Genomic DNA, 23,463 nt, shown 5'->3' with positions numbered 1-23,463 from the left:
CGGCCATGCTCGAGAGAATCATCCGCTTCGCCATCGCCCACCGATGGCTGATGCTGGCGCTCACCCTCGCGCTGATAGGCGTGGGCACGTGGAGCTTCCGCCAGTTGCCGATCGACGCCACCCCCGACATCACCAACGTGCAGGTACAGATCAACACCGAGGCCGCCGGCTACTCGCCGCTGGAATCGGAACAGCGCGTGACCTTCCCGATCGAAACCGCGCTGTCCGGCCTGCCCGGGATGGATCACACCCGTTCGATCTCGCGCTACGGGCTGTCGCAGGTGACGGTGGTATTCGACGACGGCGTCGATCTCTACTTCGCCCGCCAGCAGGTCGCCGAACGCTTGCAGCAAGTCAAATCGCAGTTGCCCGCCGGGCTGGAACCGGAGCTGGGCCCGGTCACCACCGGCATGGGCGAGATCTTCATGTACACCGTCGATGCCAGGCCGGACGCGCGCAAGCCCGATGGCGGCAAGTGGACGGCCACCGATCTGCGCACCCTGCAGGACTGGGTGATCAAGCCGCAGCTGCGCAACACCCGCGGTGTCACCGAGGTCAACACCATCGGTGGCTACGCGCGCCAGATCCATATCACCCCGGACCCAGCGCGGCTGGTGGCGCTGGGCTTCACCCTGCGCGACGTGGTCGATGCGGTGGCCGCCAACAACCAGAACGTCGGCGCCGGCTACATCGAACGCAACGGCCAGCAGTACCTGGTGCGCGCGCCCGGGCAGGTCGCGGATCTGGACGGCATCCGCGACATCGTGCTGGATCGGCGCGAGGGCGTGCCAATCCGGGTGCGCGACGTCGCCCAGGTCGGCGAAGGCCCGGAGCTGCGCAACGGCGCGGCGACCCAGAATGGCCACGAGGTCGTGCTGGGCACGGTGTTCATGCTGATCGGCTCCAACAGCCGCGACGTCGCCCAGGCCGCCGCCGCGCACCTGGCCGAAGCCAATCGCAGCCTGCCGCCGGGCGTGTCGGCCAACCCGGTCTACGACCGCACCGTGCTGGTGGATCGCACCATCCAGACCGTGGCCAAAAACCTGGTCGAGGGCGCCCTGCTGGTGATCGTCGTGCTGTTCCTGCTGCTCGGCAATTTCCGCGCGGCGCTGATCACCGCGGCGGTGATCCCGCTGGCGATGCTGTTCACCCTCACCGGCATGGTCCGCGGCGGCGTCTCCGGCAACCTGATGAGCCTGGGCGCGCTCGACTTCGGCCTGATCGTCGACGGCGCGGTGATCATCATGGAGAACTGCCTGCGTCGGTTCGGTGAACTGCAGCACCAGTTGGGACGCGTGCTGAACGACAAGGAGCGGCTGGACACCACGGCCTCGGCGACCGCCGAGGTGATCCGCCCCAGCCTGTTCGGCCTGGGCATCATCACCGCCGTGTACCTGCCGATCTTCGCCCTCACCGGCGTGGAAGGAAAAATGTTCCACCCGATGGCGATCACCGTGGTGCTGGCGCTGACCGGCGCGATGCTGCTGTCGCTGACCTTCGTGCCGGCTTCGATCGCGCTGTTCCTGCGCGGGCGGGTGGAGGAAAAGGACACCCGGGTGATGCGGTGGGCGCGGCGCGCGTATGCGCCGGCGCTGGCCTGGGCGTTGCGTCGGCGCACCCTGGTGCTCGGCGGCGCGCTGGGACTGGTGGTGGTGTGCGGCCTGCTGGCGACCCGGCTGGGTTCGGAGTTCATTCCCAGCCTGGACGAAGGCGACATCGCCCTGCACGCCATGCGCATCCCCGGCACCAGCCTGGAACAGGCCTTGCGAATGCAGGCGACGCTGGAAGCGCGCATCAAGCAGTTCCCCGAAGTGGAACGCGTGTTCGGCAAACTCGGCACCGCCGAGGTCGCGACCGATCCGATGCCCCCTTCGGTGGCCGACACCTTCCTGATCCTCAAGCCACGCGACCAATGGCCGGATCCGCGCAAGTCCAAGGCGGCGCTGGTTGCCGAGATCGAGGCGGCGGTGAAGCAGTTGCCCGGCAACAACTACGAGTTCACCCAGCCGATCCAGATGCGCATGAACGAGCTGATTTCCGGCGTCCGCGCGGACGTGGCTATAAAACTCTACGGCGATGATCTGGACCGGCTGGTGGAAGTGGGCCAGGGCATTGAGGCGGTGGCGCGGAGCGTACCCGGCGCGGCCGACGTCAAGCTGGAACAGACCACCGGCCTGCCGCTGCTGACCATCACCCCGGATCGGCGCGCGCTGGCCCGCTACGGCCTCAACCCCGGCGTGGTCCAGGACACGGTGGCGACCGCGGTCGGCGGCGAGGTCGCCGGCCAGCTGTTCGAGGGCGATCGCCGGTTCGACATCGTCATCCGCCTGCCGGAACACCTGCGCCAGGATCCGGCCGCGTTGCAGGATCTGCCGATCCCGCTGGCCGGGGACGCCAATGCCGACGAGTCCAGCCGGGAAATGGCGCTGGCCTCGGGCACGCCACGGACGGTGCCGCTGCGCGAGGTGGCGAAGATCGAAACCACCCTCGGGCCGAACCAGGTCAACCGCGAGAACGGCAAGCGCCGGGTGGTGGTGACCGCCAACGTGCGCGGCCGCGATCTGGGCGGCTTCGTGTCCGAGCTGCAGCAGCGGATCGGTACCGGGGTGAAGCTGCCGTCCGGCTACTGGATCGACTACGGCGGCACCTTCGAGCAGCTGATCTCGGCCAGCCAGCGCCTGTCGGTGGTGGTGCCGGTGACCCTGGCGCTGATTTTCGCCCTGCTGTTCTGGGCCTTCGGCTCGGCCCGCGACGCCGCCATCGTGTTCAGCGGGGTGCCGCTGGCCCTGACCGGCGGCGTGGTCGCGCTGGCCCTGCGCGGGATCCCGCTGTCGATCTCGGCCGGGGTGGGCTTCATCGCCCTGTCCGGGGTGGCGGTCCTGAACGGGCTGGTGATGATCGCCTTCATCCGCAAGCTGCGGGAGCAGGGGGATCCGCTGGAGGAAGCGGTGGTCGACGGGGCCCTGGGCCGGCTGCGGCCGGTGCTGATGACCGCGCTGGTGGCCTCGCTGGGCTTCCTGCCGATGGCCTTCAACGTCGGCGCCGGCTCCGAAGTCCAGCGCCCGCTGGCCACGGTGGTCATCGGTGGCATCGTCTCCTCGACCCTGCTGACCCTGCTGGTCCTGCCGGTGCTGTACCGCTGGCTGCATGGGCGGAAGGCCGTGGCGGCCCCGGAGGCCCGGCCGGCGAGCTGAATCGGACGGCCCCGGGACGTGGAAACCGTCCCGGGCCCGTTTTCGGTCCTAAGTGCTTGCATGGAAAGGGAAAGACCCCCATAATGCGCGGCTCGCTGTGTCCGGCTTGTCCGGATTTGCGGCCGGAAGCGCGATTCCGGCTTGGTTCCACGGCGGGATTTTTCCTCCGTATCGCGTGTCGTCCCGCCTGTCCGCAGGCCGTGTCGTCGGGCCGCCGCCTCCCTGGCCAAGGGAAGCATCAAATTTTTTCGAGGTGCGTATGTCCCGCGTATGCCAAGTCACCGGCAAGCGTGTGCAGACCGGTAACAACGTCTCGCACGCCAACAACAAGACCCGTCGTCGTTTCCTGCCCAACCTGCACGAGCGCCGCTTCTGGGTCGCCAGCGAAAACCGCTGGATCAAGCTGAAAGTTTCCGCGCATGCCCTGCGCACCATCGACAAGAACGGCATCGACTCCGTTCTGGCCGAGCTGCGTGCCCGCGGCGAGAAGATCTGAGGAGTAATCGAACATGGCAACCAAGCGCGACAAGATCCGTCTGATCTCCTCGGCCAACACCGGCCACTTCTACACGACGGACAAGAACAAGAAGAACACCCCGGGCAAGATGGAAATGAAGAAGTACGACCCGGTCGTGCGCAAGCACGTGATCTACAAGGAAGGCAAGATCAAGTGATGTCGTGATGCGCCCGCTCCGGCGAGCGCATCCGCGTCATCCGAAGCCCGCCGCAAGGCGGGCTTTTTGTTTGCTTGGGGAATATCGCGAAGAGCCATCGCTTCTCAACAGCCGAATGGCTGGTCAATCCCCCTCAATCCCCCTTTTTCGCTTTCAACAGCCGAATGGCTGATCAAGGGGACCCGCCGTCGCGACCAGGTTCCAGTTACCAGAAAACGGCTATTCCTCCCCCTTTGAAAAAGAGGGACCGAGGGGGATTTGCGCGGTTGGCCGGCAACACCCCGCCACCTTCCGGTTTGCACCGACTACGGCCAGAATCGGCGCATCACTCCGACGACAAGGCGCCGCATGGACTGGTCGCTGGGAACCGTACTGCTGATCCTCGACTGGACGATCCGGCTGGCCGCGCTGCTGTGGATTCCCAGCCGCACCTCGCCGGCGGCGGCGCGCAGCTGGATGCTGCTGGTCGGGTTCGTGCCGTTGCTGGGCCTGCCGGCCTACCTGCTGCTGGGCCATCCGTGGCTGTCGCGCGAACGCGTCCAGCGCCAGGCGCGCGCCTCGCAGGTGATCCGCGAGGAACAGCAGCCGCTCGCCGCGCTGCGCTGGCGGCCCGACGCCGGCATCGCCGCCGAGATGGCGCCGCTGGTCGAGCGGCAGGGCGCGTTCATGCCCATCCGCGGCAACGCGGTCGAACTGCTGGACGACTATGATGATTCCCTGCGTGCGCTGATCGCGGCGATGGACGGGGCGCGCGCGAGCATCCACCTGTTGTACTACCTGATGTTCGATGACGCGGTCGGCGATGCGGTGGCCGCGGCGCTGGAACGCGCGGCCGGACGCGGGGTGGAATGCCGGCTGCTGCTCGACGCGGTCGGCGCCAAGCGTGGATGGCGCCGCTACGCGCGGCGCCTGCGCAAGGCCGGCGTGCAGGTCCACCAGTTGCTTCCCGGTGGCCTGCGCTGGCGCCGCAGTGGCCGGATGGATCTGCGCAACCACCGAAAGATCGCGGTCATCGACGGCGCCACCGGTTTCATCGGTTCGCAGAACCTCGCCGACCCGATGTTCATTCCCGGCTTTCCCAACCGCGAACTGGTCGCACGCGTGGACGGGCCGATCGTCGCCCAGCTCGATGCGGTGTTCGCCAGCGACTGGTACCTGGAAACCGGCGAGCGCCTGCACGTGGATCCCGTTCGCGCCGCCGCCGCGGGCCAGGTGGCGATGCAACTGCTGCCGAGCGGGCCGGCCTATCCCTTCGAAAATGCACGCGATGCCGTCAACGCGCTGATCCATCTGGCCAAGCGCCGCATCGTGCTGGCCACGCCCTACTTCGTTCCCGACGACGCCACCCTCAGCGCGCTGCGCATCGCCGCGCTGTCGGGCGTGGAGGTGCAGCTGATCCTGTCCGATCGCAACAACCAGCGCCTGACCGCGTGGGCGCAGGAGTCCTACTACGCCGAGCTGCTGGCCTGCGGCGTGCGCATCGCGCTGTACCAGCCGCACTTCCTGCACGCCAAGCACATGAGCGTGGACGACGAGGTCGCGCTGGTCGGTTCGATCAACCTCGACATCCGCTCGTTCGCGCTCAATGCTGAAATCGGCCTGTTGTGCTACGACGACGCGGTCGTCGCCCGGCTGCGCGGGATCGAATCGGAATACCTGCGCGACTCCCGCAGCATACGCAGCGAGGACTGGGCGCGACGCCCGGCGTGGCGGCGCAGCCGCGATGGCATCGCGCGCCTGGCGGATTCGCTGATGTAACAAAACCTCGATGTTGAAAGCGCCTGATGCGCAACGGTTTTCGCGTATTTGTAAAGTTTGCGTTGCCCGGTCATGCGCCACTGATGCCAAGCCAGCATGAGGCGCGCCGAATCGATCCACTACAATGCGGCCCATGACCAGCGTATCCGCGGGCCTCGCCCATGACATCGCCATCATCGGGGGAGGCGCCGGCGGCGTCCTGACCGCCATCCAGTTGCTGCGCGCGGCGACCGCGCCGCTGCGCATCGCGCTGTACGAACCGCAACCCACGCTTGCCCGTGGCGTGGCCTATGCCACGCCCTATCCGGAACACCTGCTCAACGTGCCGGCACAACGCATGAGCGGCTTCAGCGATCAGCCGGACGATTTCCTCGATTTCCTCAGCGCCGATCCGCGGGAACGCGCCGCGTTGGCACCCACGTTCGTCGAGCGTCATCGCTACGGGGAATACCTGCGCGATCGCCTGGAGCGCGCGCGTGCCGCCAGTCCGGCCACGCTGGTGCACATCGCGCAGCCGGTGACGGCGATGGATCGAAGCGAGGCGGGCTGGCGATTGCGACTCGCCGATGGCATGCAGGCCGACTGCGGCGCGGTGGTGCTGGCGGTCGGCAACCGTCCGCGCCCGCTGCCGGCGCGCGGCGCCGGCGGCCTGTCCGCCGATGCCAGCCTGTCGGCCTGGGATTTCGACGCGGTGCGCGCGGTGCCCGGCGATGCCCGGCTGTGCATCGTCGGTTCCGGATTGAGCATGGTCGACGCGGTGTTGAGCTTCGTCGCCACCGAACATCGTGGCACCATCCACGTGCTGTCGCGGCATGGCTGGCTGCCGCAGCCGCACGCGCCGCATGCGGTGGCGGATTTCGATCCGGCGCGGTTGCTGCCGCTGGACCTGCGCGCGCGCCTGCGCTTCGTCCGCGAGCGCGTGCGCGACGCCGCTGTCGCCGGCCTGCCCTGGCAGGCGGTGATGGAACGCCTGCGCCCGCACGGGCAGGCGCTGTGGCGTTCCCTGTCGGAATCCGACCAGCGGCGTTTCCTGCGCCACGTCGTGCGGCTGTGGGACGTGCATCGGCACCGGGTGGCCGTTTCCGTGCACGAGCAGTTGCAGGCGCTGATCGATCGCGGGCAACTGCGCATGCATCGCGGCCGGCTGGACACGGTGATGCAGGTCGGTCGCTGCGTGCAGGTCGGCGCGAACGTGCGCGGCCGCCCCGGGCTGGCGCTGGAAGTGGATCGGGTGGTCAATGCCACCGGTGTCGAGATGCGGGTTCCGACCATGCGCAACCCGCTGCTGACCGAACTGCTGGGCGAGGGCCATGCGCGCACCGGCCCGCACGGCATCGGCATCGACGCCGGTGACGACGGACGGGTGCTGGACGCCGATGGCCGTGTCCAGCCCGACCTGTGGGTACTGGGCAGCCTGCGGATCGGCAGCCTGTGGGAAAGCACCGCCATTCCTGAACTGCGGGGCCAGGCCGAAGCGGTCGCCCGCCAGTTGCTCGCGCGCTGACGCCACCCGTCACGCCGGTCGCCGTTCACCGCCCGCCGTTCACCGATATTTCCCTTCCGCGTTGTAGAGCGAAGCCAGCCGCGCTGCTACGCTGGCTCCGATGTCGGGCGCCGGGAGGCGGCATTGGTTTCGAGCTGGATTCTGCTGCTGGTGTCCATCGGCTATGCGGCGCTGCTGTTCGGCGTGGCGTGGTGGGGCGATCGTCGCCCGATGTATCCGGATCGGCCGTGGCTGCGTCCGGTGGTGTACAGCCTGGCACTGGCGGTCTACTGCTCGTCCTGGACCTTCTACGGCGCGGTCGGCAGCGCCGTGCGCAACGGCATCGGCTACCTGCCGATCTACCTGGGTCCGCTGCTGCTGCTGCTGTTCGGCTGGCGGATCATCGAACGGCTGGCACTGATCGCGCGCAGCGAGAACACGGTGTCGATCGCCGACTTCATCTCCTCGCGCTACGGACGCTCGCGCCGGCTGGCCGCGCTGGTGACGGTGATCGCGTTGATCGGCGTCGTTCCCTACCTGGCGCTGCAGTACAAGGCGGTGGCGATGAGCCTGGGCGTGCTGACCGGACAGGCCGGCGGCAGCACGCATGGCTTCTTCTCGGATCCCGCGCTGTACGTGGCACTGCTGATGGCGCTGTTCGCCGCCCTGTTCGGCACCCGCCAGGTCGACGCCACCGAGCACCACCACGGCATGATGCTGGCGATCGCGCTGGAGTCGATGGTCAAGCTGGTGGCGATGATCGCGGTCGGCCTGTTCGCCTACCTGTGGCTGCAGGGCCGCTCCATCCCGGTCGCCGAATCCGCGCGCACGCTGTTCGAGAATTCGCCACCGGTCGGATTCGTCACCCAGACCCTGCTCGGGTTCCTCGCAATCGTCTGCCTGCCCCGCCAGTTCCATGTCGCGGTGGTCGAATGCAGCGACGTCGGCGACATCCGCCGGGCGCGCTGGCTGTTCGGCACCTACCTGGTCCTGATCTCGGTGATGGTGGTGCCGATCGCGGCCGCCGGCGTGGCATCCTTCGGCATCGGCAGCGGCGTGGCCGATGACAGTTTCATCCTGGCGCTGCCGCTGGCCGACGGCAGCAAGGCGCTGGCGCTGATCGCCTACGTCGGCGGTTTCTCCGCCGCCACCGGCATGGTCATCGTCGCCAGCATCGCGCTGGCCACCATGGTCAGCAACGACCTGGTGATGCCGGTGCTGCTGCGGCGCGGCTGGGCGGATCATCACGCCGAAGCCGACGTCGCTTCGCGCGTGCTGTGGATCCGCCGGTTCGCGATCCTGCTGCTGGCGCTCGCCGCCTACATCTATTACCGCAGCAGCGGCAACGACAGCACGCTGGCGTCCTATGGCCTGATGGCGTTCGCGGCGGTCGCCCAGTTCGCGCCGGGCCTGATCGGCGGCCTGTACTGGCGCGGCGCCAGCCGGCGTGGCGTGGAAGTGGGCATGTTGCTGGGCTTCGGCACCTGGATCTACACCCTGCTGCTGCCGACCATGACCCAGGCCGGTGGCTTCGATGCGTCATGGATCGCGACCGGACCGTTCGGCATCGCCTGGCTGCGGCCGCACCAGCTGTTCGGCCTGAGCGGCTGGGATCCGCTCACCCATGGCACGTTCTGGTCATTGCTGGTGAACACCGGCGCGATGATGGTGATCTCCGCGCGCTGGCGGCCCGGCGTGGACGATCGCCTGCGCGCGGCACCGTTCCTGGATCCGTACGCGCAGCGTCCGGCGCTGGTCGCCGGCGAATGGCCCGGCAGCGTGCGGGTGGGCGACCTGCAGACCCTGGCCGAACGGGTGGTCGGCGAGCGCCATGCGCGCCGCGCGTTCCAGGAACAGGCCCAGGCGCTGGGCCGCGAGATGCAGCCCGGCGCGTCGGCCGACCGCGCCTGGGTGCAATTCACCGAGCGCCTGCTGGCCGCCTCGATCGGCGCGGCATCCGCGCGCATCGTCCTGACCAGCGTGCTGCGCGGATCGGGCATGGAACTGGGCGAAGTGGTCGCGGTGCTGGACGAGGCCGGCCAGGAACTGCGCTTCAACCGCGAGATCCTCTCCACCACCCTGGAAAACATCGCCGCCGGCGTCAGCGTGGTCGATCCCGAGATGCGCCTGGTCGCCTGGAACCGGCGCTACCAGCAGATGTTCGGCTACCCCGACGGCATGCTGTACGTCGGCCGGCCGGTCGCCGATCTGATCCGCTACAACGCCGAGCGCGGCGAGCTGGGCGAAGGCGACGTCGACGCGCAGATCGGCAAGCGCATTGCCTACATGCGGGCAGGCTCGCCGCACGTGTTCGAGCGCGTGCGCAGCGATGGCCAGGTGATCGAGATGCGCGGCCAGGCCCTGCCCGGCGGCGGCTATGTCACCAGCTACAACGACATCACCGACTTCAAGCGCGCCGAGCTGGCGCTGCGGGAAGCCAACGAGACCCTGGAGCAGCGCGTCACCGAGCGCAGCCGCGCCGCCGAGGCGGCCCAGCAGTCCAAGACCCGCTTCCTCGCCGCCATCAGCCACGACGTGCTGCAGCCGCTGAACGCCGCGCGCCTGTTCGCCTCGGCCCTGCGCGACGGCGAACAGGACGGCGAGCAGCGGCACCTGGCCGAGCGCGTGGATGCCTCGCTGCGCGCCGCCGAAGAGTTGCTCGACGGCCTGCTCGACGTGTCGCGGCTGGACGCGGGCAGCCTGCGGGTGGAAATCAGCGACTTCGATGCCGGCGAACTGCTGCGCGAGCTGGCCGCCCAGTACGCGCCGGTGGCCGCCGGCCGCGGGTTGGATCTGCGGGTGCATCCGCGCGGGTTGTCGGTGCGCACCGACCGGCGCCTGCTGCGCCGGGTGCTGCAGAACTTCCTGGCCAACGCCCTGCGCTATACCCGCCAGGGCCGGATCGTGCTGGGCATGCGCATGCTCGACGGCAAGGTGTCGCTGCAGGTCTGGGACACCGGCCCGGGCATTCCGGAAAACCACATGCGGCAGATCTACGACGAGTTCCACCGCTACCAGCAGCCGTTCGACTGGGGCGAGCGCGGACTCGGCCTGGGCCTGTCGATCTGCCAGCGCATCTCGCGTCTGCTCGGGCATCACCTGGACGCGCGCAGCCGGGTCGATCACGGCAGCATGTTCTCGATCGTCGTTCCGCGCGCCACCCGCGCGCCGGCGCGTCCGTCCACGCCGCGGCGTGGACTGGCGGCCGATTCGCTCGCCGGTCTGCGGGTGCTGTGCGTAGACAATGATCGCGAGATCCTCGACGGCATGCGCGCGCTGCTGGGTCGCTGGCAGGTCGAGGTGATCACCGCCACCACGGTCGACGAGGCGCTGGAACGGATTGCCTCGGCGCCGACGGTGGTGCTGGTCGACTACCACCTGCACGATCGACTGGACGGCCTGGATACGCTGGACGCGCTGCGCGCCGCCAGCGCGGGCCCGGTGGCCGGGGCGCTGCTGACCGCCGACGGCCGCGACGAGTTGAAACAACGCGCGCGCGAACGCGGTTACCGGTTGCTGACCAAGCCGGTCAAACCGGCGTCGCTGCGTGCCTTCCTCGCCGCGCATCACGACGCCCGCCAGCGCCAGGAGGCTTGACTAGCGCCGGTCGCCGCGGGTGTGCCGACCGACGATCACCAGCATTCCGCCGGCGTCGCTTTCGCGGTCCCGCTCACCGCGCGGACGCCCAGCTGATTGATCGTGAGCGTGCCGCAACGGGTGTCGGCCCTGGCCTGCTCTCCCTGCGGCACCGCCTGCAGTGTGAAGGCGCGCGCCGAAACGGCGGACAGGCTGAGCTGGTAGTGCCGGGCCACGCCATCGCCGCATTCCGCGAGGATGGGGGCCGCACCCGCCGCATCCGGATAGGAGAGGTGCAGGGTATGGAAGCGCTCCAGGCGCTGGGTGCGTTCCTGCAGGCATGCGGCGGCGGCGGCGCGGCGGGTATTGACGGCGTGATGCTGGTAGCTGCCGAAGGCGATGCTTGCCAGGATGGCGATGATGACCACCACGATCATCAGTTCGAGCAGGCTGAATCCTGCCGCCGGGAGCCGGCGCCGAAGATCAGGTCGACGGAAAACGTGTTGATGCAGGACACGGATGTGGGCGGATCGCATGGCGTCCCTCCAGGGTGCGATGGACAAGGAGATGGCCCGTCGATTACGCGCCAGTCGATGCGCCGCCGTGGTGTCGGCGCGATGATGCCGACCGATGCTAACCAGCCGTGTGCCCTGGAAAAAGACATTCGCGTTCAAAGTTACGCGAGTGACACGTCCGCCCGGTGCGCAGCCGGTTCGCGTTCGCATCCGTGCCCGCCGCAAACGCACATGATGTCCAGCGTTTCACTTCGCCGGAAAGCGATCCGCGGCATGACCTGTAGCGATGGCGCTACCGGCGAAAATGCAGTCGTGCCACCGTGCCGCGTTCCGGCGCCGAATCGATGTCCAGCTGCCAACCCAGGTGTTCGCACAGGCGCGCGATCAGATCCAGCCCGATGCCGCCGCCGTCGCGTCCTTCCCCGCGCGCCAACTGCGCATAGATGCGGCTGATCTCCTCCGGACTCATGCCGTGTCCGGGATCGGTGATCGTCACGGTGGCGTCGGCATCCAGGCGGATGTCGATCACGCCGCGATCGCTGTTCTCGATGGCGTTGCGCAGCAGGTTGCCGATCGCGGCCTGGACGATGGCCACCGGCGCGGTGACCCGGACCGGCGACAGCGGCCCCAGTTGCAATGCCAGATCCTTGCCTTGGGTGAGATGGCGATGATCCTCCACGATTTCCGGCAGCAGTTCGTCCAGTGCCACCGCATCGCTGACCGCGGCCAGCCGCTCGGGATCCTTGGCCAGGATCAGCAGCAGCGAAATCAGCTGCTCGATCTGGCGGACGTTGCGCATGATGCGTTGCATCTGTTCGCGCGCGGCCGGCGGTACGCCCGCCTGATCCGAGGCCAGCCGGGCGGCGCCGCCGATCACCGCGATGGGCGTGCGCAGCTCGTGGCTGGCGCTGTTGATGAAGGCCCGCTCGCGCTCGACGAAGCGCTCGCTGCGGTCCAGGTAGTCGTTGAAGGCATCGGCAATCACGCGCAGCTCCTGGCTGGCCCTGGGTTCCAGCCCGATCCGCTGGCGCCCGCGTTCGGGCCGCAGGCGCGCGATGTCGTCGGCCATCACGCCCAGCGGGCGGATCGCCCGGCCCAGTCCCCACGCCAGCAACAGTCCAAGCAGGATCACCGAGGCGAACATGCCGACCACGATTCCGCTGCTGATGGTCTCCTCCAATCCCTCGAACTCGGTGATATCCAGCGCCAGCGCGACCCGGCCGCCGGGCAGGTCCTGGATCATCACCACCCGCAGCTTGCCTTCCACCCACAGATCGTCGTGCAGGCCGGGCGGCAGCGCGCGCAATACTTTCGGCGGCGGCGGAACGCCGTCCCAGCGGTAGAGCGTCATGTCGTCGGTGTCGGTCCAGCGATAGCCGGGATCGGCCTGCACGCGGTCCTGGTAGTGATGGAGTTCGGCGCGCAGCAGCGAACTCCAGACCATGCGCTCGGCCTCCTCGTTGACGATCAGGCCGCCGATGAAGATGGCGACCGAGAGCAGCGAGACGTAGACCAGCAGCCAGGTGAGGATGCGCCGGCGCAGGCCGTTGTTCCTAGCCGCCATCGCGCTGCTCCTCCGGTACCGCCAGCCGGTAGCCGACCCGGGGCAAGGTCTGGATCAGCTTGACCGGGAACGGCCCGTCGACGCTGCGGCGCAACTCATAGACATGCGAACGCAACATGTCGCCGTCCGGCGGGCTGTCACCCCACAGCGCGTACTCCAGGCGATCCCGGGTCACCGCGCCGGGACTGGCCTGCATCAACACTTCCAGCAGTTTGCGGCAGGCCGGGTACAGGTGCAGCGGCTGGCCTGCCCGACTGGCTTCCAGGGTGGACAGATCCAGTTTCAGATCCGCCACCTGCAACAGGCGGTTGCGACCGCGCCCGCCACTGCGTGCCAGCACCGCTTCCAGCCGTACCTCCAGTTCGGGCAGCTCGAAGGGCTTGGTCAGGTAGTCGTCGGCGCCGGCGCGGAAGCCGGCGATCTTGTCGGGCAGTTCGTCGCGCGCGGTGAGCATGATCACCGGCGTGTCGCCGGCATGCGTTTCGCGCAGGCGGCGCAGCACCTCGCGACCATCCATCCGCGGCAGCATCCAGTCCAGGATGATGGCGTCGTAGGCCTGGGTGGTGGCCAGGTGCAGGCCGGTCACCCCGTCCGGCGCGGCGTCCAGGGCATGGTCGCGCGCTTCGAAGTAGTCGAACAGGTTCGCCACCAGGCTCCGGTTGTCTTCGATCACGAGCAGCCGCATCGGGGTTTCCGTCTTCGTTGTTGAGCGGGGCCGGCATCCCGGTGGGTCGCCACGCTGGGCCTTCCGGTGTCGGAATCCGGTCGGAACGGGGACGATTCTCCCACGCGCGGGGATACGCGGGTGAAGCGGTCGCGCAATGGCAACGGCGGCTGAAGCGCGCCCTGCGCCGCATGCCGCGTTAACGACGCGCGAACGGGGTTCCGACGACTCTCCGACAGCGGCGTCACCAGCATGGCCTGCATACCGGCACAGGGCCGGAATGACCCGCATCCGATGTCCTTCGCCGCACCACAGATACCGTCGCCTCTCTACGCCGCCCGTCCTTCGCTCGCTTTCGACCGGGACTTCCTGGTCCGCCACGCCGGCTGGCCGCTGGCGGCGTTCGTGCTGGCCACCGTGATCCTGATCCCGCTGCGAGGCGATCTGTGGCTGGCGGACCACCTGTATGCGTGGGAAGGCCATCGCTGGTCGCTGCAGCAGGGCTTCGTCACCCAGGACCTGATCCATGTGATGGGCAAGCGGCTGAGCACGCTGGGCTGGTATTGCGTGGCGCTGTTGCTGATCGCCAGTGGCTCCTTCCCGCGCCTGAAGGCCTGGCGGCGCCCGCTGTTCTTCCTGCTGCTGGCGACCGCGCTCTCGACCGCCGCGGTCGGCACCCTGAAGTTGTGGACCGACATGGACTGTCCGTGGGATCTGGCCCGCTATGGCGGCAGCCGGCCATTCATCGATCTGTTCACCGCCCGGCCGGTCCTGCTGCCGCGCGCGTCCTGCTTCCCTGCCGGCCATGCCAGCGCCGGCTATGCCTGGGTGGCGTTGTACTTCTTCTTCCTGGCGACCCTGCCGCGCCTGCGCTGGGCCGGGCTGGGCATCGGCCTGGCGATCGGCCTGCTGTTCGGGTTCGCCCAACAACTGCGCGGCGCCCATTTCCTTTCGCATGATCTGTGGACGCTGGCGATCTGCTGGGCAATCTCGCTGCTGCTGTACGCCTGCCTGCTGGTTCCCGGAAGGACGGCGGTCGCGCGATCCCGATCGGCGTTGTCCTCGCCCGGACTCCTGTCGCGGGGCGAGCCATGAGCGCCAGTCCCCTCGAAGCCGGCCTGCGCCGCAACGCCCGTTCGGTCGCGCCCACCTGGCTGCGCCAGCGCCCGATCGTCGCCAGCGAGACCCTGCTGCTGGCGGTGAGTCTCTACTTCACCCTTTTCAGCAACGGGCAGTTCTGGCGCAACGTGATCGTCGCGCCGGCGGTGCAATGGAAATTCGCCGCGGCGCTGTTCGTGATCATCACCGCGGTGCACGCGCTGTTGCTCGGGCTGGTCGTGCATCGCCGCTACGCCCGGCCGCTGCTGGCCGTGCTGATCCTGGTCACCGCCGTCGCCACCTACTACATGGGCAGCTACGGCGTGTATCTGGATTCGGACATGCTGCGCAACATCCTGCATACCGATCGCAAGGAATCCAGTGAACTGCTGAGCTGGCACGTGCTGATGCCGCTCCTGTTCGCCAGCCTGCCCATCGCCCTGCTGTGGCGCGTGCGCTTGCGCGAGCGTCCCTGGCGGCGGGCGTTGGCGATACGGGCCGGTTTCCTGGCGGCGCTCCTGCTGGCCTTCACCGGCGCGGCGATGCTGTCGTTCCAGGATCTGTCCTCGCTGATCCGCAACCGCCGCGAGGTGCGCTACCTGGTGACCCCCGCCAACTACCTGGTTTCGCTGGCGCGGGTGGTGACCGCCTCGCCGCCGGGAAGCCGGCCGGCCAAGACCCCGATCGGTCAGGACGCCCGGCAGCTGCCGCAGGCCGCGGGCCGCAAGCCACGCCTGCTGGTGCTGGTGGTGGGCGAAACCGCCCGCGCGCGGAACTGGGGCCTGAACGGCTATGCACGCCAGACCACGCCGGAACTCGCGCGCCTGGACGTGATCAACTTCCCGGACGTGACCGCCTGCGGCAGCAGCACGGAAGTGTCATTGCCGTGCATGTTCTCCCCCTATGGTCGCCACGACTACGACCAGAAGAAGATCCGCGATCACCAGTCGCTGCTGCACGTGCTGGAATACGCCGGCATCCACACGTTGTGGCGTGACAACCAGTCCGGTTGCAAGGGCGTGTGCGAGGGACTGGCGATACAGCAACTGGATGACGCCCGGGATCCCGCGTTGTGCAACGGCAAGCGTTGCCTGGATGAAATCCTGTTGCGTGGCCTGGAGACCGCGCTGCCGGCCGGCCCGGGTGACCGCGTGGTGGTGTTGCACCCGTTGGGCAACCACGGGCCCAATTACTTCGAGCGCTATCCCGCCGCTTTCGGTCGCTATTCGCCGGTGTGCGAATCCAGCGACCTGGGTGCCTGCGATCGCCAGAGCATCGTCAATGCCTACGACAACGCATTGAGCTACACCGATCATGTCCTCGCAAGACTGATCGGCCAACTGGGCCGCAACGCCAGCTACGACACCGCCATGATCTACCTGTCCGACCACGGCGAATCGCTGGGTGAGAAGGGGCTCTACCTGCATGGCGTGCCCTATGCGATCGCCCCGGAGGAGCAGACCCACGTGCCGATGGTGATGTGGCTGTCGCCCGGCTTCGCGGCCACCAGCCGGCTCGATGTCGCCTGCCTGCGCCGCGAGGCCGTCGAGCCGGCCAGCCAGGACAACCTGTTCCCGTCGGTGCTGGGCCTGCTGGACGTTCGCACGGACCTGTATGACCCGGATCGCGATCTCTTTGCCGGCTGCCGCCGTCCCGTGAAAAACTGATCCCGCGCGTCGCGCGCCCATACCGCTCCGGCGGAGGAGGATCACGATGAATCCTGGTCAGGCACCGGGCTGGTTCGGATGGGCCCTGGCATCGGCCGCCTTCGCCGCGCTCACCGCGATCTTCGCCAAGGTCGGCGTCCAGCGCATCGATTCGGACATGGCGACCTGGATCCGCACGGCGGTGGTGATGGCGGCGCTGTCGGTGTTCATTGCCGCCACCGGCAAATGGAGCGACCCCGCGACGATTCCCGCCCGCACCTGGACGTTCCTGGTGCTGTCCGGACTCGCTGCCGGCGCGTCATGGCTGTGCTACTTCCGCGCCCTGCAGTTGGGCGATGCCTCGCAGGTCGCGCCGGTCGACAAGGCCAGCTTGATGCTGGTGCTGGTGTTCGCCTGGCTGTTCCTTGGCGAACGCCCGACGTTGCGCGACGGACTGGGCATGTTGCTGGTGGCCGGTGGCGTGCTGGTGCTGGGCCTGAAGCGTTGACCGTGCTCAGTCTTCTTCCGGCGGCGGCACCACGCCGTCCGGATCCACCGCCAGACGCCCGGCCATCAACACCGCCTGGGTGCGGTTGGTGACGCCGAGCTTGCGCAGAATCGCGGTGACATGCGCCTTGATGGTGGCTTCGGACACGCCCAGGTCGTAGGCGATCTGCTTGTTGAGCCGGCCTACGCCCAGCATCTGCAGGACTCGGAACTGCTGCGGAGTGAGATCGCGCAGGCGTTGGGCGATTTCATGTTCGTCACGGCCGATGGCCGGCGCGTTCATCGCTTCGACCGGCGCCCAGCGCTCACCGTCCAGCACCGTGCCGATCGCCTCGCCGATGGTGTCCGAATCGGCGGACTTGGGAATGAAGCCCAGCGCGCCATGGTCCAGCGCCCGCCGCATCACGGTGGGCTCCTCGCGCGCGGACACGATCACCACCGGCAGTTGCGGATGCAGCGCGCGCACATGCACCAGTGCGCTGAATCCCTGGGCACCGGGCATATTGAGATCCATCAACAACAGGTCCGCATCCGGATGCGCGTCCACCAGCGCGTACAGCGCGTCCACGCTGTCGGCCTCGTGCAGGCGCACGCCCGGCAGCACCCGCTGCACGGCCGCGCGCAGGGCTTCGCGGAACAGCGGATGGTCGTCGGCGATCAGCAGGGTGGTCATGGGGTTCTCCGGGGGTGGAGCAAATCCCCCCTGCCCCCCTTTTTCAAAGGGGGGATTCCTTCGGTGGCATTGTCTTTCAGGGAAGGGAATCCTTCGGTGGCAATGCCCTGAAGTTGCGATATGCGTATTCCGGAGCGGGATACAGGTGACAGCGGACTTTCCTTACGCGAAATCGAGCTTTTCCCCCCTTTGGAAAAGGGGGGCAGGGGGGATTCACTCTCAGGATGCGTCCCTACCACCGCTACCTCAAACCCCATGCGCGCCGGCTGCGCCGTGACATGACCGATGCCGAGCAGCGGCTGTGGTTCCACCTGCGCAGGAAACAACTCGATGGCGTGCAGTTCTACCGGCAGAAGCCGCTTGGGCGATATGTCGTCGATTTCTATGGGCCAGCCGTGGATCTGGTGGTCGAGCTGGACGGCAGCCAGCATTTCACCGCCGACGGCCTGGTACGGGATCGACGTCGTGACGCATTCCTGGCGGGACAGGGGCTGCGCGTCCTTCGGTTCGATGATCGGCAGGCACTGCTGGAAACGGCCGCCGTGCTGGAGGTGATCCTGCGGGTGATCCGCGAGCGCTGAGAGCAAATCCCCCCTGCCCCCCTTTTTCAAAGGGGGGAATGTTCCGACTGCGTCAGCGGAGAACGAAGGCGTCCGCGTTTCGATGGGAAAGGTCCATGCACCGCCACTGGGTAGGACCCTTCGGGAAAGCCAACCGCGCTCCCCCCTTTGAAAAAGGGGGGCTGGGGGGGATTTGCGGGCCCCCGCCATGCTCACTTCACCTTCCGTTCCGCGACCAGCGAATCGACCACGCTCGGATCCGCCAGGGTCGAGGTGTCGCCCAGTTGGTCCGGGGCGTTCTCGGCGATCTTGCGCAGGATGCGGCGCATGATCTTGCCGGAGCGGGTCTTCGGCAGGCCCGGCGCCCATTGCAGGTGATCCGGCGCGGCGATCGGGCCGATTTCCTTGCGCACCCACAGCACCAGTTCCTTCTGCAGTTCCTCGCTGGGCACCTCGCCGGCCTTCAGGGTCACGTAGGCATAGATGCCCTGGCCCTTGATGTCGTGCGGGAAACCGACCACCGCCGCCTCGGCGACCTTGGGATGCAGCACCAGCGCGCTTTCCACCTCGGCGGTGCCGATGCGGTGGCCGCTGACGTTGATCACGTCGTCGACGCGGCCGGTGATCCAGTAATAGCCGTCGGCATCCCGACGGCAGCCGTCGCCGGTGAAATAGGTGCCCGGATAGGTGCGGAAATAGGTGTCGATGAAACGCTGGTGGTCGCCATAGACCGTGCGCATCTGGCCCGGCCAGGAATCCAGCAGCACCAGGTTGCCCTCGGTGGCGCCATCGAGGATTTCACCGTTGGCGTCCACCAGCGCCGGGCGCACGCCGAAGAACGGCAGCGTGGCCGAACCCGGCTTCTGGTCGATCGCGCCGGCCAGCGGGCTGATCATGATGCCGCCGGTCTCGGTCTGCCACCAGGTATCCACGATCGGGCAGCGGCCGTCGCCGACCACGTCGTAGTACCAGCGCCAGGCTTCCGGATTGATCGGCTCGCCCACGCTGCCGAGCAGGCGCAGCGAGGTGCGCGCGGTCTTCTTCACCGGCGCCTCGCCCTCGCGCATCAGCGCGCGGATCGCGGTGGGCGCGGTGTAGAAGATGGTGACCTGGTGCTTGTCGATGACTTCCCAGAAGCGCGACACGCTCGGGTAGTTCGGCACGCCCTCGAACATCACCGAGGTCGCGCCGTTGGCCAGCGGACCGTACACGATGTAGCTGTGGCCGGTCACCCAGCCCACGTCGGCGGTGCACCAGTAGATGTCGTCCTCGCGCAGGTCGAACACCGCCTCGTGGGTGTAGGCCGCATACAGCAGGTAACCGCCGGTGGTGTGCAGCACGCCCTTGGGCTTGCCGGTGGAACCGGAGGTGTAGAGGATGAACAGCGGGTCCTCGGCATTCATCCGCTCGGGTTCGCACTCGGCCGGCTGCTCGTCGACCACCGCGTCGAACCAGCGGTCGCGCGGCATCTGCATGTCCACCGCGCCGCCGGTGTGGCGCACCACCAGCACGGTTTCGACCGTGTTGGTCCCCGGCAGCTTGAGCGCGGCGTCCACGTTCGCCTTCAGTGGCACCTTCTTGCCACCGCGCAGGCCTTCGTCGGCGGTGATGATCAGCTTGCTGCCACAGTCGGCCACGCGGTCGGCGATCGAATTGGCCGCGAAGCCGCCGAATACCACCGAGTGGATCGCGCCGATGCGCGCGCAGGCCAGCATCGCCACCGCCGCGTCCGGAATCATCGGCAGGTAGATGGTGACGCGATCGCCCTTCTTCACCCCCAGCGCGTGCAGCGCGTTGGCCAGCTTGCAGGTGCGCTCGTAGAGTTCGCGGTAGGTGACCCGCAGCGACGGCTGATCCGGGCTGTCCGGCTCGAACAATAGCGCGGTCTTGTCGCCGCGGGTGGCGAGCTGGCGGTCCAGGCAATTGACGCTGGCGTTGAGCTCGCCGTCCTCGAACCAGCGGATGTGGAAGTCGTCCAGCTGGTAGCTGACGTCCTTGATCCGGGTCGGCTTCTTGAACCAGTCCAGGCGCTCGGCGACCTGTCCCCAGAATTTCTCCGGATGTTCGATGGAAGCCTGGTAATCGCGCTGGTAGGCGGCGCGGTCGATGCGCGCCTTGGCGGCGAAGTCCGGCTTGACGGGGTAGATGTCGCTCATGGGGGCCCTCCCGGGGACAGCGGAACGAAAAGTCTGAGGATGCGATTCTGACAAGAATGCCCATCACATCGCGAGCGCCGGCAACGCTTCGCGGGGCGGGCGACGCACCGAGTTTGCCGCATCCGGCCATGCGGCATCGCAGCAACCCTGTTAGACCTTGGTCGTAAATCCAGCCGCATACCAGCAGACACGCCCGCACGCGGAAGCCTTTTTGAAGGGGTTTTCGCGGCCAGCTCGCGTCATTCGACCAATGGCGAATAGGCGCGGCGGAGGCAACGGCGCAAGTCTGCCCGGCACGTGCCGAGCACGGCATGCGTCCAAACCGGGAGGGGTTATGACCACACGTTTCGCAACGATGGCCAGGCGGCCGCTGGCCGCCGCGCTGTTCGTCGCCTGCATCGCGCCGGGCCTGGCGTTCGCGCAGACGGCGAAGGAAAAGGCGCTGGAGGCCCGCGTGGCCGAACTGGAGCGGCAGGTGCAACTGCTGCTGTCGGCGCAGCAGCAACAGCAGACCCAGATCAGCAGCACCCAGGAGCAGGTGACCCAGGTCCAGGCGGCACAGGCGGCCAAGCCGGCGGTGCCGGCCGGCAAGCAGCCGATCCAGGGCACCACCATCATGACCGCCGCCAATCCGGGCACCACGTTCTCCTACGGCGGCTTCATCAAGATGGACGCGATGGTGACCGACACCAGCGACGGCCGCATCGCCGACGGTTCCTCCGGGCGCCTGTTCTACGTGCCCAGCACGATCCCGGTGGCGGGCGCGAATGCCGATGGCGGCGATCCCTACGCCGACTTCCACGCCCAGTTCTCGCGCTTCTGGCTCAGCGCCGACCACGTCACCGACAACGGCGACAAGTTCAAGGGTTTCATCGAGGCCGACTTTTTCGGCGGCGGCAGCAACGCGCTGGCCGGCAACGAAACCGCCACCAACACCTATGCCGTCACCCTGCGCCACGCCTACGTGACCTGGAACAACTGGCTGGCCGGCCAGACCTGGTCCAACTTCATGGACGCCGGCGCGCTGCCGGACGCGGTCGATTTCGTCGGCCCGACCGACGGCACCATCTTCGTGCGCCAGGCGCAGTTGCGCTACACCAAGGGTCCGTGGTCGTTCTCGATCGAGAACCCGCAGACCACCGTCACGCCGTACCTGACCGGCGCCCGCTTCAACAGCGGAGACAACGCCGCGCCCGACTTCACCGCGCGGTGGCTGACCAAGGGCGACTGGGGCCACTTCACCGTGGCCGCGCTGCTGCGCCAGTTCAAGGTGGCCGACGAGACCGACACCGGCGCCGCGCTCAGCGTCTCGGGCAAGTTCAACCTGGGCAAGAACGACGACATCCGCTACGCGGTCAACGCCGGCCAGGGCATCGGCCGCTACCTGGCCTTCGGCGTCGGCAGCGACGTGGTCACCGAGGCCGACGGCGACATCAGCGCGCTGGACGGCTACGGCGGCTTCGTGGCCTGGCGCCACGTGTTCAGCCCGAAGGTCCGCACCAACCTGATGTACTCGGCCTCGCATTTCGACAACGACGTGTCGCTCACCGGCTGGGGCGTCACCGAGCGCACCCAGTCGATGCACGCCAACGTCATCTACTCGCCGTTTCCGAAACTGGACATCGGCGCGGAACTCATCTTCGGCCAGCGTTCACTCGAGGATGACCGCGAGGGCGACCTGAAGCGCCTGCACACCCACGTCAAATACTCGTTCTGAGGGGAGAGGAATGAACGCAACCACGCTCAAGCATTCGCCGTCCGGCGAACTCAGCCAAGGCCACAAGAAAGTCATCTTCGCATCCAGCCTGGGTACCGTCTTCGAGTGGTACGACTTCTATCTGTACGGCTCGCTGGCGGCGATCATCGCCAAGCAGTTCTTCAGCGGCGTCAACGAGACCACCGGCTTCATCTTCGCGCTGCTGGCCTTCGCTGCGGGCTTCGCGGTGCGTCCGTTCGGCGCGGCGTTCTTCGGTAGCCTGGGCGACCGCATCGGCCGCAAGTACACCTTCCTGGTCACCATCGTGATCATGGGCCTGTCGACCTTCATCGTCGGCATCCTGCCCACCTACGCCAGCATCGGCGTGGCCGCCCCGATCATCCTGATCGCCCTGCGTCTGCTGCAGGGCCTGGCGCTGGGTGGCGAGTACGGCGGTGCGGCGACTTACGTGGCGGAGCACGCGCCCAACGGCAAGCGCGGCCTGTACACCAGCTTCATCCAGACCACCGCCACGCTGGGCCTGTTCCTGTCGCTGCTGGTGATCCTCAGCTGCCGCCTGTCGCTGGGCACCGAGGCGTTCGAAGCCTGGGGCTGGCGCATTCCGTTCCTGGTCTCGATCGTGCTGCTGGGCGTGTCGGTGTGGATCCGCATGCAGTTGAGCGAGTCGCCGCTGTTCCAGCAGATGAAGTCCGAGGGCAAGGGGTCCAAGACCCCGTTCCGCGACAGCTTGAAGGGCGGCAACCTCAAGCTGATGCTGCTGGTGCTGCTGGGCGCGACCGCCGGCCAGGCGGTGGTGTGGTACGGCGGCCAGTTCTACTCGTTGTTCTTCCTGACCCAGGCATTGAAGGTCGACGGCACCACCGCCAACCTGCTGATCGCCGGCGCGCTGGCCCTGGCCACGCCGTTCTTCATCTTCTTCGGCTGGCTGTCCGACCGCATCGGCCGCAAGAAGATCATCCTGGCCGGCTGCCTGCTGGCGGCGATCACCTATTTCCCGATCTTCAAGGGCCTGACCCACTTCGCCAACCCGGGCATCGAGGAAGCCCGCGCGAGTTCGCCGGCGGTGGTGGTGGCGGATCCGGCCACCTGCAGCTTCCAGTTCGATCCGGCCGGCGTGCGCAAGTTCACCAGTTCCTGCGACGTCGCCACCGCCGCGCTGACCAAGGCGGGTGTGCCGTACACCGTGCAGGCGGCCGCTCCCGGTTCGCTGGCCCACGTGGAAGTCGGCGGCAACCGCGTCGAATCCTACGAGGCCGCCGGCCTGTCCAAGGACGATGCCAAGGCCAAGGGCACCGACCTGGGCGCGCGCCTGAAGACCGCGCTGACCTCGGCCGGCTATCCGGAGAAGGCGGATCCGGCGCGCATCAACATCCCGATGACGCTGTTCCTGCTGTGGGTGCTGGTGATCTACGTGACCATGGTCTACGGCCCGATCGCGGCCTACCTGGTGGAACTGTTCCCCACCCGCATCCGCTACACCTCGATGTCGCTGCCGTACCACATCGGCAATGGCTGGTTCGGCGGCTTCCTGCCAGCCATCTCGTTCGCGCTGGTCGCCGGCACCGGCAACATGTACTACGGCCTGTGGTATCCGATCGGCGTGGCGGTGCTGACACTCATCGTCGGCATCCTGTTCCTGCGCGAAACCAAGGACGTGGACATCACCCAGTAAGCGCGC

At 67.8% G+C, this 23,463-nt stretch carries 17 protein-coding genes; 12 read left to right on the top strand and 5 right to left on the bottom strand.

Annotation, left to right across the window (positions count from 1 at the left end; genetic code table 11):
• Positions 1 to 5 precede the first annotated feature (5 nt).
• From FG323_RS12705 to FG323_RS12680, 6 genes are all read left to right on the top strand, one after another.
• A complete protein-coding gene (locus FG323_RS12705; RefSeq protein ID WP_141455051.1) occupies positions 6 to 3,194 on the top strand; it encodes a CusA/CzcA family heavy metal efflux RND transporter in 3,189 nt (1,062 codons plus the stop codon).
• 259 nt (positions 3,195 to 3,453) lie between these two features.
• Positions 3,454 to 3,690 carry a 50S ribosomal protein L28 gene (gene rpmB / locus FG323_RS12700; RefSeq protein WP_141455050.1) on the top strand — a complete coding sequence of 79 codons (237 nt, stop codon included), beginning with the start codon at positions 3,454 to 3,456 and terminating at the stop codon, positions 3,688 to 3,690.
• Positions 3,691 to 3,703: 13 nt separating this feature from the next.
• The gene (gene rpmG / locus FG323_RS12695) at positions 3,704 to 3,868 is read left to right on the top strand and encodes a 50S ribosomal protein L33 (protein WP_141455049.1); all 165 of its coding nucleotides are present in this window, start codon (positions 3,704 to 3,706) and stop codon (positions 3,866 to 3,868) included.
• Between the two features lie 348 nt (positions 3,869 to 4,216).
• The gene (gene cls / locus FG323_RS12690; RefSeq protein WP_141455048.1) at positions 4,217 to 5,626 is read left to right on the top strand and encodes a cardiolipin synthase; all 1,410 of its coding nucleotides are present in this window, start codon (positions 4,217 to 4,219) and stop codon (positions 5,624 to 5,626) included.
• A 133-nt stretch (positions 5,627 to 5,759) separates the two neighbouring features.
• A complete protein-coding gene (locus tag FG323_RS12685; RefSeq protein WP_141455047.1) occupies positions 5,760 to 7,130 on the top strand; it encodes an FAD/NAD(P)-binding protein in 1,371 nt (456 codons plus the stop codon).
• Between the two features lie 123 nt (positions 7,131 to 7,253).
• Positions 7,254 to 10,706, top strand: coding sequence for a PAS domain-containing hybrid sensor histidine kinase/response regulator (locus tag FG323_RS12680; protein WP_141455046.1), 3,453 nt, complete (start codon positions 7,254 to 7,256; stop codon positions 10,704 to 10,706).
• Between the two features lie 35 nt (positions 10,707 to 10,741).
• Here FG323_RS12680 and FG323_RS12675 read toward each other — a convergent pair whose 3' ends face one another.
• The 3 genes from FG323_RS12675 to FG323_RS12665 all read right to left on the bottom strand — a co-directional run bounded on the left by FG323_RS12675 (position 10,742) and on the right by FG323_RS12665 (position 13,449).
• Positions 10,742 to 11,221 carry a type IV pilin protein gene (locus FG323_RS12675; protein ID WP_141455291.1) on the bottom strand — a complete coding sequence of 160 codons (480 nt, stop codon included), beginning with the start codon at positions 11,219 to 11,221 and terminating at the stop codon, positions 10,742 to 10,744.
• A 271-nt stretch (positions 11,222 to 11,492) separates the two neighbouring features.
• Positions 11,493 to 12,764: a HAMP domain-containing sensor histidine kinase gene (locus FG323_RS12670; RefSeq protein WP_141455045.1), complete on the bottom strand. Its 1,272-nt coding sequence runs from the start codon at positions 12,762 to 12,764 to the stop codon at positions 11,493 to 11,495.
• The gene (locus tag FG323_RS12665) at positions 12,754 to 13,449 is read right to left on the bottom strand and encodes a response regulator transcription factor (protein WP_141455044.1); all 696 of its coding nucleotides are present in this window, start codon (positions 13,447 to 13,449) and stop codon (positions 12,754 to 12,756) included. Before FG323_RS12665 ends, FG323_RS12670 begins: the two co-directional genes overlap by 11 nt.
• 273 nt (positions 13,450 to 13,722) lie before the next feature.
• Between FG323_RS12665 and FG323_RS12660 the strand changes: the two genes are divergently transcribed.
• The 3 genes from FG323_RS12660 to FG323_RS12650 are packed head-to-tail and all read left to right on the top strand — an operon-like array spanning position 13,723 to position 16,680.
• On the top strand, positions 13,723 to 14,523 hold the full coding sequence (locus FG323_RS12660; protein WP_141455043.1) for a phosphatase PAP2 family protein: 801 nt from the start codon (positions 13,723 to 13,725) through the stop codon (positions 14,521 to 14,523).
• Positions 14,520 to 16,193: a phosphoethanolamine--lipid A transferase gene (locus tag FG323_RS12655; protein ID WP_141455042.1), complete on the top strand. Its 1,674-nt coding sequence runs from the start codon at positions 14,520 to 14,522 to the stop codon at positions 16,191 to 16,193. The genes FG323_RS12660 and FG323_RS12655 overlap by 4 nt, the downstream gene beginning before the upstream one ends.
• Before the next feature lie 46 nt (positions 16,194 to 16,239).
• Positions 16,240 to 16,680: an EamA family transporter gene (locus FG323_RS12650; RefSeq protein WP_141455041.1), complete on the top strand. Its 441-nt coding sequence runs from the start codon at positions 16,240 to 16,242 to the stop codon at positions 16,678 to 16,680.
• A gap of 6 nt (positions 16,681 to 16,686) precedes the next feature.
• Here the strand turns inward: FG323_RS12650 and FG323_RS12645 are convergent, their stop codons facing one another.
• On the bottom strand, positions 16,687 to 17,352 hold the full coding sequence (locus tag FG323_RS12645) for a response regulator transcription factor (RefSeq protein WP_141455040.1): 666 nt from the start codon (positions 17,350 to 17,352) through the stop codon (positions 16,687 to 16,689).
• Positions 17,353 to 17,576: 224 nt separating this feature from the next.
• On the opposite strand from FG323_RS12645, the gene FG323_RS12640 reads away from it, so the two are divergent.
• Positions 17,577 to 17,933 (top strand): DUF559 domain-containing protein, encoded by a 357-nt coding sequence (locus FG323_RS12640; protein ID WP_141455039.1) that lies wholly within the window; start codon positions 17,577 to 17,579, stop codon positions 17,931 to 17,933.
• Positions 17,934 to 18,124: 191 nt separating this feature from the next.
• Here FG323_RS12640 and acs read toward each other — a convergent pair whose 3' ends face one another.
• A complete protein-coding gene (gene acs, locus FG323_RS12635; RefSeq protein ID WP_141455038.1) occupies positions 18,125 to 20,068 on the bottom strand; it encodes an acetate--CoA ligase in 1,944 nt (647 codons plus the stop codon).
• Positions 20,069 to 20,402: 334 nt separating this feature from the next.
• Here acs and FG323_RS12630 point away from each other — a divergent pair, with 334 nt between their 5' ends.
• Positions 20,403 to 21,785, top strand: coding sequence for a DcaP family trimeric outer membrane transporter (locus tag FG323_RS12630; RefSeq protein ID WP_181444211.1), 1,383 nt, complete (start codon positions 20,403 to 20,405; stop codon positions 21,783 to 21,785).
• A gap of 10 nt (positions 21,786 to 21,795) precedes the next feature.
• A complete protein-coding gene (locus FG323_RS12625; RefSeq protein ID WP_141455037.1) occupies positions 21,796 to 23,457 on the top strand; it encodes an MFS transporter in 1,662 nt (553 codons plus the stop codon).
• The last annotated feature ends 6 nt before the right edge of the window (positions 23,458 to 23,463 follow it).

Source organism: Pseudoxanthomonas sp. z9 (assembly GCF_006542425.1).
Classification (GTDB): Bacteria; Pseudomonadota; Gammaproteobacteria; order Xanthomonadales; family Xanthomonadaceae; genus Pseudoxanthomonas_A.
The sequence above is the reverse complement of the archived record's forward strand: the minus strand, read 5'-3'. Positions and strand labels throughout refer to the sequence as shown.

Bases quoted from the DNA above. Each gene is read 5' to 3' on its own strand.
- FG323_RS12705 (WP_141455051.1), top strand. From the start codon at position 6: ATGCTCGAGAGAATCATCCGCTTCGCCATCGCCCACCGATGGCTGATG.
- rpmB (WP_141455050.1), top strand. From the start codon at position 3,454: ATGTCCCGCGTATGCCAAGTCACCGGCAAGCGTGTGCAGACCGGTAAC.
- rpmG (WP_141455049.1), top strand. From the start codon at position 3,704: ATGGCAACCAAGCGCGACAAGATCCGTCTGATCTCCTCGGCCAACACC.
- cls (WP_141455048.1), top strand. From the start codon at position 4,217: ATGGACTGGTCGCTGGGAACCGTACTGCTGATCCTCGACTGGACGATC.
- FG323_RS12685 (WP_141455047.1), top strand. From the start codon at position 5,760: ATGACCAGCGTATCCGCGGGCCTCGCCCATGACATCGCCATCATCGGG.
- FG323_RS12675 (WP_141455291.1), bottom strand. From the start codon at position 11,221: ATGCGATCCGCCCACATCCGTGTCCTGCATCAACACGTTTTCCGTCGA.
- FG323_RS12670 (WP_141455045.1), bottom strand. From the start codon at position 12,764: ATGGCGGCTAGGAACAACGGCCTGCGCCGGCGCATCCTCACCTGGCTG.
- FG323_RS12665 (WP_141455044.1), bottom strand. From the start codon at position 13,449: ATGCGGCTGCTCGTGATCGAAGACAACCGGAGCCTGGTGGCGAACCTG.
- FG323_RS12660 (WP_141455043.1), top strand. From the start codon at position 13,723: ATGTCCTTCGCCGCACCACAGATACCGTCGCCTCTCTACGCCGCCCGT.
- FG323_RS12655 (WP_141455042.1), top strand. From the start codon at position 14,520: ATGAGCGCCAGTCCCCTCGAAGCCGGCCTGCGCCGCAACGCCCGTTCG.
- FG323_RS12650 (WP_141455041.1), top strand. From the start codon at position 16,240: ATGAATCCTGGTCAGGCACCGGGCTGGTTCGGATGGGCCCTGGCATCG.
- FG323_RS12645 (WP_141455040.1), bottom strand. From the start codon at position 17,352: ATGACCACCCTGCTGATCGCCGACGACCATCCGCTGTTCCGCGAAGCC.
- FG323_RS12640 (WP_141455039.1), top strand. From the start codon at position 17,577: ATGCGTCCCTACCACCGCTACCTCAAACCCCATGCGCGCCGGCTGCGC.
- acs (WP_141455038.1), bottom strand. From the start codon at position 20,068: ATGAGCGACATCTACCCCGTCAAGCCGGACTTCGCCGCCAAGGCGCGC.
- FG323_RS12630 (WP_181444211.1), top strand. From the start codon at position 20,403: ATGACCACACGTTTCGCAACGATGGCCAGGCGGCCGCTGGCCGCCGCG.
- FG323_RS12625 (WP_141455037.1), top strand. From the start codon at position 21,796: ATGAACGCAACCACGCTCAAGCATTCGCCGTCCGGCGAACTCAGCCAA.